The organism is Rhodospirillaceae bacterium, from assembly GCA_002746255.1.
GTDB lineage: Bacteria > Pseudomonadota > Alphaproteobacteria.
In genome coordinates this window covers 1-11106 of sequence record NVWO01000028.1, presented here as the reverse complement: position 1 = coordinate 11106, position 11106 = coordinate 1, and the positions used below count along the sequence as shown (strand labels likewise).

13 protein-coding genes and 1 tRNA gene are annotated in these 11106 nt (G+C 57.1%); 6 read left to right on the top strand and 8 right to left on the bottom strand.

Features of this window, described 5'->3' with window-relative positions:
* Positions 1-276 (bottom strand): hypothetical protein (locus tag COA65_10065; GenBank protein PCJ56894.1); only part of this gene is annotated, 276 nt, incomplete at its 3' end.
* 69 nt (positions 277-345) lie between these two features.
* Between COA65_10065 and COA65_10060 the strand changes: the two genes are divergently transcribed.
* The 5 genes from COA65_10060 to COA65_10040 all read left to right on the top strand — a co-directional run bounded on the left by COA65_10060 (position 346) and on the right by COA65_10040 (position 3265).
* Entirely contained in the window at positions 346-912 is a 567-nt protein-coding gene (locus COA65_10060) for a hypothetical protein (GenBank protein ID PCJ56893.1), read from the top strand.
* 56 nt (positions 913-968) lie between these two features.
* Positions 969-1044: transfer RNA gene (locus COA65_10055), tRNA-Thr, on the top strand.
* A 165-nt stretch (positions 1045-1209) separates the two neighbouring features.
* On the top strand, positions 1210-1419 hold the full coding sequence (locus tag COA65_10050) for a cold-shock protein (protein ID PCJ56892.1): 210 nt from the start codon (positions 1210-1212) through the stop codon (positions 1417-1419).
* A gap of 322 nt (positions 1420-1741) precedes the next feature.
* Positions 1742-2095 (top strand): hypothetical protein, encoded by a 354-nt coding sequence (locus COA65_10045; protein PCJ56891.1) that lies wholly within the window; start codon positions 1742-1744, stop codon positions 2093-2095.
* A 39-nt stretch (positions 2096-2134) separates the two neighbouring features.
* Entirely contained in the window at positions 2135-3265 is a 1131-nt protein-coding gene (locus tag COA65_10040; GenBank protein ID PCJ56890.1) for an iron permease, read from the top strand.
* Positions 3266-3268: 3 nt separating this feature from the next.
* Here COA65_10040 and COA65_10035 read toward each other — a convergent pair whose 3' ends face one another.
* The 6 genes from COA65_10035 to argH all read right to left on the bottom strand — a co-directional run bounded on the left by COA65_10035 (position 3269) and on the right by argH (position 9957).
* The gene (locus COA65_10035; GenBank protein PCJ56889.1) at positions 3269-4276 is read right to left on the bottom strand and encodes a thiamine biosynthesis protein ApbE; all 1008 of its coding nucleotides are present in this window, start codon (positions 4274-4276) and stop codon (positions 3269-3271) included.
* Positions 4273-5022, bottom strand: a complete 750-nt coding sequence (locus COA65_10030) for a hypothetical protein (protein ID PCJ56888.1) — start codon at positions 5020-5022, stop codon at positions 4273-4275. Before COA65_10030 ends, COA65_10035 begins: the two co-directional genes overlap by 4 nt.
* Positions 5019-5513 (bottom strand): FMN-binding protein, encoded by a 495-nt coding sequence (locus tag COA65_10025; protein ID PCJ56895.1) that lies wholly within the window; start codon positions 5511-5513, stop codon positions 5019-5021. The genes COA65_10030 and COA65_10025 overlap by 4 nt, the downstream gene beginning before the upstream one ends.
* 68 nt (positions 5514-5581) lie before the next feature.
* On the bottom strand, positions 5582-6838 hold the full coding sequence (locus COA65_10020; GenBank protein ID PCJ56887.1) for a porin: 1257 nt from the start codon (positions 6836-6838) through the stop codon (positions 5582-5584).
* Between the two features lie 322 nt (positions 6839-7160).
* Complete coding sequence (gene lysA, locus COA65_10015) at positions 7161-8423, bottom strand: diaminopimelate decarboxylase (protein PCJ56886.1); 1263 nt, start codon at positions 8421-8423, stop codon at positions 7161-7163.
* Positions 8424-8547: 124 nt separating this feature from the next.
* Positions 8548-9957: an argininosuccinate lyase gene (gene argH, locus COA65_10010; GenBank protein PCJ56885.1), complete on the bottom strand. Its 1410-nt coding sequence runs from the start codon at positions 9955-9957 to the stop codon at positions 8548-8550.
* A gap of 20 nt (positions 9958-9977) precedes the next feature.
* Between argH and COA65_10005 the strand changes: the two genes are divergently transcribed.
* Positions 9978-10580, top strand: a complete 603-nt coding sequence (locus COA65_10005; GenBank protein PCJ56884.1) for a thiol:disulfide interchange protein — start codon at positions 9978-9980, stop codon at positions 10578-10580.
* Here the strand turns inward: COA65_10005 and COA65_10000 are convergent.
* Positions 10577-11106 (bottom strand): 3-hydroxybutyryl-CoA dehydrogenase (locus COA65_10000; protein ID PCJ56883.1); only part of this gene is annotated, 530 nt, incomplete at its 5' end. The genes COA65_10005 and COA65_10000 overlap by 4 nt on opposite strands.

Sequence of the window (11106 nt, the reverse complement as noted above, 5' to 3'; positions counted from 1 at the left end):
CATACCAAATGACACCAGCCTGAGGTATGTCAGGGAGAAGTCCCACCACCGTGAAAGCAACGACGAGTCCGGCGATCCTTCGATGCAGAACCCCTGGAAACATTGGGCCACCGGGGACGTGGCCACTGCCAGGTCGGCCCGCACCGTGTCCAGCTTGGGCACGCGGTTGAACACCAGGAAGAATGTCAGGAGGACAGCAACCATAACCAGGCCGACGATACGTCGCTTCTTCGGCGCGGTATCGTAGAAAGAGTTCGGGAAGCCGCTGATTCGCATCTGTATCCTGGGGTGTTAGCCGCCTCGGCCCACATTGGGTCCAGAGAGGCTGCCCCCGATTTTGGTCCGGTGGCGATTGCTTACGCGCGGCTTGCCAAGGGGCAAGGTGCGGCACGGCGCGCCGAAAAGGCGATTGAAAAAGCCTGGTCGAAGAACCCGCATCCGGACCTTGCCAGGGCCTATCTGGAAATCGATGGGTTGGACGACAGCCTTCAGCGCTTAAGAAAAATCGAAAAATTGGCGGTATTGCGCCCCAATCACCCCGAAAGTGTTCTTGCAGTTGGCGAGGCGGCCCTGAAGGCCGAAATCTGGGGGGAAGCAAAAAGCAATCTTGAAAAAGCAATTGCGGCCCGGCCATCGGCCCGCGCCTTTCGCGCCATGGCGGAGCTTGAAGCAGCAGAGCCGGGCAACGAAGCGGCGGCGCAATGGCTTGCGCGCGCGGCCGAGGCCTCGGCGGATCCGCACTGGGTTTGCGGGAATTGCGGCGCGATTGCTGAAAGCTGGGCGCCGGTCTGCGCCCATTGCGACGCTTTTGACCGTTTTGCGTGGCGTTTGCCCGGTCCCATAGGCCTTGTGGATGACGCGATGCTTCCTTCCCACCTTTCCCAGAAAAAAGCCGTGGGTTTCCAAGGATAAGCGGGATGCTCTAACCGTTGACGGGGCGTTTTCCGGGGGCTACTTTCGCCGCCTGTGCCGCCTTAGCTCAGTTGGTAGAGCATCGCATTCGTAATGCGGGGGTCGGGTGTTCGAGTCACCCAGGCGGCACCACCACCACTCAAAGAAGCAGACTCTTGTGGGTCTTTCAGTCGGGGCTTTGCGAATGCGTGTTCGCACGGTAAAATGCTTTGTCCCTGATTGGGGTCGGCCAATTGCGACGGTCGGGTCTTCGATGGGGCGGTAGATGTTGCGTATTTTGTTTGGAGTTGAAGAATTATGTCAGTTGGAACTGTGAAATGGTTTAACCCGGCCAAAGGTTTTGGGTTCATTCAGCCGGAGGACGGCTCGAAGGATGTGTTCGTGCATATTTCGGCTGTGCAGAGCGCGGGTTTGGAGACGCTGAACGAAGGACAGCGTATCGAGTATGAACTCGTTCCCGGCCAGAACGATCGGTCGTCTGCCGAGAACCTGGTTGTCAGCGAGTAATCGGACGCAGCCATAACCCCCACAGAGGTTTCTGACGGCGCGCGTCGTTTCTTGACTTCCGTGGCATTTTTGAATCGCAACAGCGTTTTGACGCCTTTGGTGTTGAAGCGAGGGTCAGTGCGTCTTTTTTCCGAGGGTGTTGTGGCACCACGGAATCGCCACGGGCGTGGCGGTTCGCGCCGACGACGGCACTTCGATGCGACTTATCCCAATGGGCGTGTCTCCCGATGTGGAGTCCTTGACAGCCGAATACCCACACATTACATTGCAATTGAGAATGATTTGCAATATCACTTCTGGACGTTTTTCTTTGGAGTTGGCAATGAAGTTACTTGTTTATCAAAGGCTTGGGTTTCTTGCTCTGCTGCCCTTGGTGGCTCTGATTTTCTTTGTGGGACCCGCCTTTGCCGATGAGACGACGTTCACCATTTCCATCAAGGACCATCGCTTCGATCCGGTAGAGCTTGAAGTGCCGGCTGGCAAGAAGGTGAAACTGATTATCCGGAATCTCGATCCCACCCCGGAAGAATTTGAAAGCTACGACCTCAACCGCGAAAAAATTATTCTCGGTGGCCGGGAAGGCATCGTCTATATCGGACCGCTGGATCCCGGGACGTACGAATTTTTCGGCGAGTTTTTTCCAGATACGGCACAGGGCCGCATCCTCGTCAAATAACGCAGACACGAAATTGCGGCTAATTTTCTGGAGAACGCCATGCTGGCCAGCGCTCTGATTCTCTTCCGTGAAGTTCTAGAAGCAGCCCTGATCATCGGCATTGTGATGGCGGCGACGAAAGAGGTGATGGGACGTGGGCGTTGGATTCTCTACGGCATCGGCGGCGGCCTTTTCGGTGCGGCGGCCATTGCTTTCTTTGCCCAGACGATCAGCGAGGCTGCGGCAGGCATGGGCCAGGAATATTTCAACGCCGGCGTCCTGTTTCTCGCCGTTGTCATGCTCGGCTGGCACAATGTGTGGATGAGCCGCCATGGCCGTGAAATTTCCCAGAAGATGAACGCGGTCGGCAGTGCGGTCCGCCTTGGCGCGCGACCTCTCTACGCCCTTGCCATCGTCGTCGGGCTGGCGACCCTGCGGGAAGGCTCCGAGGTTGTTCTTTTTCTTTATGGCATCGCCCTTGGCGGCGGGGCGGCCGCAGAAATGATGATGGGCAGCCTGCTTGGCCTTGCCGCCGGCGGGGTTTTGGGCGCGGTCCTTTATTTCGGCCTGCTGCGTATTCCGATGAAGCATCTTTTTACCGTGACCAGCTGGATGATTCTGCTGTTGGCGGCGGGGCTTGCGTCCCAGGGTGCGCATTACCTCGTTCAGGCGGATGTTCTGCCGCCATTGGGCCAGGCGATCTGGGACAGCTCGCACCTTCTTTCCGAACGCAGCATGACGGGCCAGTTGTTGCATGTGCTTGTCGGCTACAGCGCGCGCCCGGATGGGATTCAACTGGTTTTCTATGTCGCGACGCTTCTCGTCATCGGCGGGTTGATGCGGCTTTACGGCACGACGGCTAATTTAAAGGCGAACGGGGGGGCTAAGCCGGTGCTGGCTTTGCTGGCGGCGGCGGGCATGGTTTGGTCGCTGGTTTTAGGCGGTGCTATGGCGGCGGAACCGCAATGCTGGGTTTCCTACGAGGAATTTGAAGAACATGTGCCCCATTTCGATCTTCGGCGTTGTCCCGAGGACAACATTGAAAACGGCTTCTGTCGTCTCGTCGTTGATGGCGACAAGGTGCATCTTTATTACTTCTCCTTTGAGGGGGACATCTGTCTGTACGACCAGCGCAGCTATGGACTTGCGAAATTTCTAAAGCGTTTCGGGCCGACATATTTGATCGACTGAGCGTCAATAAAAAATCGCTTCGACCCCATCAAAATTCCTGAGAAGTTTTTCTCCATCCGTACGCGGCAGAATGCTCAGCGCGGTTGAAAGTGCGTCTGCCGTTGTTGCGTCCGGTGCCAGAACGGTCACGCTGCGGTGGTGGTTGGCGCTGCGTCCGGTAGACGGGTCGAACAAGTGATGGTGCCGTCCAGTGGGTTCGAAGAACAGGCCATAACTGCCGGATGTGGCAATAGCACCGTCGCGCAAGGGCAGCGTCCTTAGCGCCTGCCATGGCCGGTCCGGGTTGGCGATGCCTATTCGCCATGGCGTGCCATCAGGCCGTTCTTCTATCGCCCGGAATTCGCCTAACTCGACAAGAACGTGCTGCAACCCCTGGGCTTTCAGCAACGCCGTTATCCGATCCGTAATGTAGCCTTGGGCAATGCCATTCAGGGTCAAGGCCATGTCGGCTTTCTTCAGGCGAATTTCTTTCGGCGTGATGTGGATGGCTTCGCCATTGATTCGTCTTCTGGCCTGGGCGATGTCCAAAGGCATCGGCCCGGTCGGGTTGGCGTCCGGAGTTGCAAAGTGGCGGGCGTACAGTTCCCATAGCGGCTGGACGCTGATGTCAAAGGCACCTGCCGTGTGGCGGTGCCATTCTTTGGCGATGTTCAGCAAACGGATGAAATCCCTGGAGGGTGCCGCAAGTCTGCCGGCGCGGTTCAGGCGGCAAAGCTCGGAATTGGGTCGATAGAGGCTGAACAGGGATTCAAGGCGGTCGATTTCCTTCACGCAGCGGTCCAGAATCGTTTGGGCATGCGCGGCATCCGGATGGTAGAGGCGGATGGAGCCTTCCGCGCCGAGAGCCTTGCCTTCCCAGCGATGGGGTGGTGAATATTCGGTGGCGGCTCTGCCATGGGCGGACCAGGGCAATGCTGCCATTCCGATCGAACCGGCGACGATCCGCAAGGCCCGCCGGCGGGTGCAGGACTTGGTCAGGGACACGACCGGCGGTGTCATTGACGGCGTCATTGGCCGCGCTTTAAAAAACGCATGTAGAAGCCGGTGCCGACGAGAGCCAGAAGGAGCAGCGCCACGCCGTCCATGAGGTAGGGGCCCAAGCGTCCAAACAATCGACCGCTGTGCAGATCGAGCAGCACGCGTTCCAGGTTCAGCATCCTTCTTCTCTCGGCCTTTCCAACGCCTTCAAGCAGTTGCGCGGGCGCGGCGGTTGCCTGGGACCAAATGGCGGTTGCCTGGGATGGTTTCCACGTCAACAGGTTCCGATCGGCAAGAAACATTCCGGTCGGTGTCTTGGCAATGGCTTGTCCCTTTGCCGTGATGCCAAGTTTTTCGATGGGGCCGGGGATAAAATTGCCAGCGATTCGTTCGATGAGATCGCCATCTGGCGTTAGCAAAAGAATTTCGTTTCCAGTTGCGACAGCAAGGACGCCATTCGTTTCGGCGATGCCAACGGGCATTTCGGTTGTCGTGGCAACGCGTCTGGCGTCAAGGTAAACGCTGGCCCTGGTGCCGGTGAGCCAGTGGCCACCGGCAGTGGCAAAGCTCACGCTGTCTGTTTCCGGCTCGATCCCGTACCAATCGAGCAGCCAGTCACTTGCAAGATGGCGCTGGTCCAGTTTCAACGCGTCTGCGTGGTTGATTGCAACGCCGGTTACGGCGAGAAACACAAAAAAGACAGCCGCCAGGGTGCCGATATGACGGTGCCACTTATAAGGAGGTCTTTTCCGGATTTCATTTACAATTCGCTTGATCATGGGGTGTTGGTTGCCTCGCCATGAAGGTAAAGGGCTAGTTCCGCCAGATGCGTCAATGCCCGAATGGAAAGTGTGGCGCCAGATATGCCGTCGATGTGGCGATCAAGTTTTAAATCCTTTGTCAGGGTTGCGCCTTCGAACTGTTCGGTAAAAAACGGATAGCGGACTTCACCGCCGCGACTTTCCCGGTAGATAAGCACGCGAATGCGCTTGATTGCATTGCCCTCTATGATAATGCCGGTCGTGATCGGGTGCATTTTTCCAATTTCGTCAAGTATCCAGACGGTTCGTTCCCCGCTTCGCCAGTAACGCTGGCGGAGCACGCCAAAATTGTGGCCAAGAATGCGGCGTGCAGTTTCACCACGCGTTTTTGTAATCCATAGGACTTCCGCTTGCGGCGTTACGTTAGGGAAGGCTTCTTTAAGAAAAATTTCGGGCTTCTGGTAAGTGTCGAGCGCAAGCAAGGGGCGTGTGAAAAAACACACGCCCATCACCGTGATTGCAAAAAAGAAGAACGCCGTGTACGCCAATCGGCTTGTAGCGTGCGATGCCACGGCGGTTAGAACTGGAATCCCAGTCCTAGGTTTACGCGGTCGTCCTCGGTCTCTCCGACAGGCGCATCCTGAATCTGGAAGTCGAATTTTAAGACGACGTCCTCGTGGGGCCAATAGTTCAGACCAATGTCGATTTGCTGAAATTGTGTATCTCCACTGCTGCCAGCGTTGTTGTCCCATTCGTTTAAACGGGCGAAGACGCCGACTTTGCCGATCTTCGTGGAAAAGCGGTAAGAAGGCTCAACATACCAGCCTTGCTGAACGTCCCTGCCGATGGCTTCCGGTGCGGTGCCGCGAAGATCCCAGCGGGCGAAAAGCGCACGCAGGCCCCATGGCCCTTGGCGAACATCGGTATGCACCTCAAAAAGTGTTGCACTGGTGTCAATTACGCCTTGTGTCAGGTCGCTCTGATACTGCCCTGTAACACCGAATTCTACTCCGGGCAAGGCGGCCCAGCGAAGGCGGCCTGTGTAGGCACCGTCACTGGCGGAGGCCTTTGAAACCTTGTTCCGCCCATTGCGAATCTTGAATGCGCTGCTGCCGGTGGTCGGTGTTTCCAGACCCGAATGCACCATGGCGTCATAGCTGACGCCCTCCCAGAGTTCGCCACTGAATTTGGCGCCACCTTCCCACCAGGTCGTTGGAACAATGTTGCTTTCAACCGGATTGCGTTCGACGCCGAAGAATGTCGGCGGTTCGTGCGTTTCGTTCAAGATGCCGACGGGAATCATCTGTAGGCCGAGAGTGGTGCGGTGGAATTCGCTGAAATCGATCTGAATATAAGCCTGCTCCAGTTCGATCTCGCCGGATTTGCCATCGCCAGCAATGGAATGTTCGAGTTCGAGTTCTGAGAAGAAGCGGACGCTGTCCGAAAAATCATGGCCGACGTAAAGAACGAAGCGATGGAAATCAATTTCTTCCTTGTCGCCGCCATTGTAGTGCATCTCGCCATACCCGCCGAGTTGCGTGTTTTGCCACCAGCCAGGCTGAGTGCTGCTTGTTTCACGGACCTGCTCGACCATGGCACCAGTTGCTTCGATACGTTCTTCGCTTGCTTCCACCTTCTTTTCGGTGCTCTCAACCTTCTTCGTCGTTTGCGTAAGCCGCTCGGTTAGTGCCTGGAGCTGTTTTTGCTGTTTTTGGATGGTCCGCCACATCTCCTCCCGGCTGGGTGCTTCCTGGGCCAGGGCTGTTGCCATGGGCGAAAGGGCCATGGCCAGACCAAGTGTCAATGCGGGAAGGGGGCGTAAGATTTGAGACATCGTCTTTCCCTATTTTTTGCAATCAATACAGATAGTTATTGTGAGGCTTGCGTCAGAATTTGTGCGCGTCCTTATTAAGAGTGATTATCATTTGCAGTAATTTACACGGCCTGCCCGGCGACGCAAGGTAAAAATGATTATCAATCGCAACTAAGACGCTGGGAGGCTGGGGGCTGTCCACGGCTCTTGAACAAGGGAAAAGCGCAAAGGCACGTCTGGGCGGGATTTAACGGGTGTGCCTGTTCGGGCTTACCGACAAGATGCCGGGTGCATTCTTCAGGTGGCTTGTGGAATATGAATTCCGTTTCTAGAAACGCGCTTTTTACGCAAGCCAGTCTGGAATTTGCTCGCTTTTTAGGATGGCGTCGATTGTCGGGCGGGGGCGGACCACGGCGAAGCGTTCGCCATTGACCAATATTTCCGGTACGCGGGGGCGGGTGTTGTATTCCGATGCCATCACCGCGCCATAAGCACCTGCCGACCGGATGACAAGCAGGTCGCCGGCCTTGACTGGGGGCAGGGGATGGCCGCTTGCAAAGACGTCGCCGCTTTCGCAAATCGGTCCGACGATCTCGACCGGCTTTTTATGGCTCGTATTGGCAGGTTCGGTGACTGGATCGACACGGTGGAAGGCATCATAGAGGGCGGGCCGAAGCAAGTCGTTCATGGCCGCGTCCACGATCACGAAACGCCGTTCCGAACCCTCTTTCACGTAGAGAACCCGCGTGACCAGAACGCCTGCATTACCGACGATAAACCGGCCCGGCTCGAAAATCAGCCGGCAGGCAAGCCCGGCGGTTTCCTGGCGAACCATCTCTGCATAATCGGCGGGTTCTGGCGGGGTTTCGCCGTCATAAGGGATGCCGAGCCCGCCACCAAGGTCGAGCCGGTCAATCCTGTGGCCGCTTTTCCGCAGGGTCGTCACAAGGTCGGCCACGCGTGCAAAGGCGGCGCGAAAGGGGGAAAGTTCGACAAGCTGCGATCCGATATGGACGGCAATGCCGACGACTTCGATACCAGGAAGCGACGCCGCCAATGCATAGGCATTCGCGATGCGCTCCCATGGGATGCCGAATTTATCCTCGCGCCGTCCGGTTGCAATCTTGTTGTGGCTGCCGGAATCGATGTCCGGGTTTACGCGAAGCGCCACCGGCGCGCGTGCGTTTTTCTCGAGGGCCACCGCGTTTAGGGCCTCAAGCTCTGGCTCTGATTCGACGTTAAATTGCAGGATACCTGCGTCAAGCGCCTGGGCCATCTCTTGCTGCGTCTTACCGATTCCGGAAAAGACGATTTTCGTCGCCGGGATGCCGGCGGCCAGGGCCCTTTGAAGTTCGCCGCCGGAAACGATGTCGGCGCCGGCGCCAAGCCGGGCAAGGGTGTGCAGCACCGACTGGTTCGCGTTTGCTTTTACGGCATAACAAATCGTCGCGTCCTGGTTGGCGAAGGCATCGGCGAAGGCGCGGTACTGGTGAACCAGTGTTGCCGTGGCATAGCAATAAAATGGCGTGCCGATGGTTTCAGCAATCTTTGGCAGCGGGACGTCCTCGGCGTAGAGCACCCCATCGCGATACAAAAAATGGTTCATTTCGGGTATTGCCCTGGGTAGTTGCTTTCCTTGCCCGGGGGCGGTTCAAGGGGGCCCTTCTTGCCGCACGCCGAGAGGGTGAGCCCAAGGCTGCAAGCCAGCAGCAGCGTAAGGATCATGCGCTTCATAAAAAACGCGTCCGCGCTTTTTTTGCTGCTTGGCGGACATTCGCCGGTGCTGTGCCGCCAAGGCTTACGCGGCTTGCGACGGAACGTTCGATGCCAAGCACCTCGAAGACGGCTTTCGTGATCGTGGGTTCGATGCGTTTCATTTCTTCAAGAGGAAGCGCGTCGAGATCAAGACTCTGCTTTTCTGCAAGTTTGACAATTTTTCCGGTGACGCGATGGGCATCGCGGAAGGATTTTCCAGACACCCGGACCAGCCAGTCGGCGAGGTCCGTTGCCGTGGTATAGCCGCCACTGGCCGCCGCATGCATCTGTTCCTTGTTTACCGTAAGGTCGCGGATCATGCCGGTCATGGCCGCAAGGCATAACGTCAGCGTATCGGCGGCATCGAACACCGGCTCCTTATCTTCCTGCATGTCCTTGCTGTAGGTAAGGGGCAGGCCTTTCATAACAACAAGAAGCGTTGCCAGCGATCCCAGCATCCGGCCCGTTTTGCCGCGAACAAGTTCGGCTGCGTCCGGGTTCCGCTTTTGGGGCATGATCGAACTGCCGGTCGAAAAGGCGTCGGAAAGCCTAATGAAACCAAGCGGCGTGCTTGACCACAGGACAATTTCCTCGGCCAGTCGCGAAAGATGTGTCGCCGCAATCGCTGCGGCAGCTAGAAATTCCAGCGCAAAATCCCGATCGCTGACGGCATCCATTGAATTTGCCATCGGGCGGTCGAAACCGAGCGTCGCCGCCGTCATTTCCCGATCGATGGGAAAGGAGGTTCCGGCAAGCGCCGCTGCGCCAAGGGGGCTTTCATTGAGGCGTGTCCGGCAATCGACAAGCCGTGTCCGGTCACGCCCAAACATTTCGACATAAGCCAGCAGATGGTGGCCGAAGGATACCGGCTGCGCTGCCTGAAGATGCGTGAAGCCGGGAAGTAGGGTATCGGCATGTTCTTCCGCGCGGTCGATCAAGGCGGCCTGCAACTCCCTGAGCGCCAGATCACCCATGTCAAGCGCATCGCGCACCCAAAGCCGAAAATCCGTCGCCACCTGATCGTTCCGTGACCGCGCCGTATGAAGTTTTCCAGCCGCATCGCCGATAAGCTCTTTCAGGCGCGCTTCGATGTTCATGTGGATGTCTTCAAACACCGTCTTGAACGTAAACGCGCCTTCCTCGATTTCCGTCTCGATGCACGCAAGACCTTTCAGGATTTCTTCGCCATCCTTGCTGTCAAGGATCCCGGTTGCGACAAGCATGGTGCAATGTGCCTTCGAACCGGCAAGGTCCTGTGCATAAAGACGCTTGTCAAAATCGATGGAAGCATTAATTGTTTCAAGAACGGCATCCGGGCCGATATCGAATCGGCCGTTTCGTATGGTTTGGCTGCTGCTCTTGGTAGACGGGGTTTTTGTTTTCATGTCACGATTTGAGTTTTACGATGTCTAGAGGTTTCCGTCGGGTCATCTTATTTGGTGCGCTCACCCTTCTCGTCGGTTTGGCGGCATGGTGGTTGCCAGACGGCTCCATGCCAACGGATTCCATACCAGCGGACCAGTCCACACCAACGACTTTGCACTTTACGCCGCTTTCCAAGCCCCTGCCAGTGCCCGATGTTCCCTTTATCGACGCGAATGGATCGGAGCGGCGCTTTGTCGATTGGCGCGGCAAAGGGATCGTCTTGAATTTCTGGGCCACCTGGTGTGGACCATGTGTTCGCGAAATGCCGTCTCTGGATCGTTTGGCGGGTCGCGTCGCCGGGGAGGGCATCGTCGTCATTCCCCTTTCCGGGGACCGTGGGGGGCTCGCGGTTGTGACGGCTTTCTATGAGCGCCTGGGGCTAAAGAACCTTGCTATTTATCTCGACCCGAAAAGAGCGGTTGGCGCCGAGTTTGGTGTTGAATTCCTGCCGCTTACCGTTTTCATCGGTCGAGATGGCCAGGTGCTCGGAAGTCACAGCGGCTTTGCCGAGTGGGACAGTCCGGAGGGTCTGGCGCTTGTTCACCGCTATCTTGGAAAACCAGATTCCAACGCCCGCGATTAGCGGGTGGGGACCGGGGTCTCACCGGAATAGTCGTAAAAGCCGCGTTTGGTCTTTCGCCCAAGCCAACCGGCCTCGACATATTTCACCAAGAGCGGGCAGGGGCGGTATTTCGTGTCCGCGAAGCCCTCGTTCAGCACCTGCATGATGGCAAGGCAAACGTCCAGGCCAATGAAGTCGGCAAGTTCGAACGGCCCCATTGGATGATGGGCCCCCAACCGCAACGCGCGGTCGATTTCTTCAACCGTGCCGACGCCTTCGTAAAGGGTGTAAACGGCCTCATTGATCATCGGAATGAGAACGCGGTTGACGATAAAGGCAGGAAAATCTTCGGAGACGGCGACGGTTTTCCCAATCTCTTCTGATAAATCGCGAATGGTATGAAAAGTTGCGTCATCGGTCGCGATGCCGCGGATCAATTCGATCAACTCCATCACTGGCACCGGGTTCATGAAATGCATGCCCATGAACTTTTCCGGCCGGTCGGTGCTTGAGGCAAGCTTCGTCACCGAAATCGAAGACGTGTTCG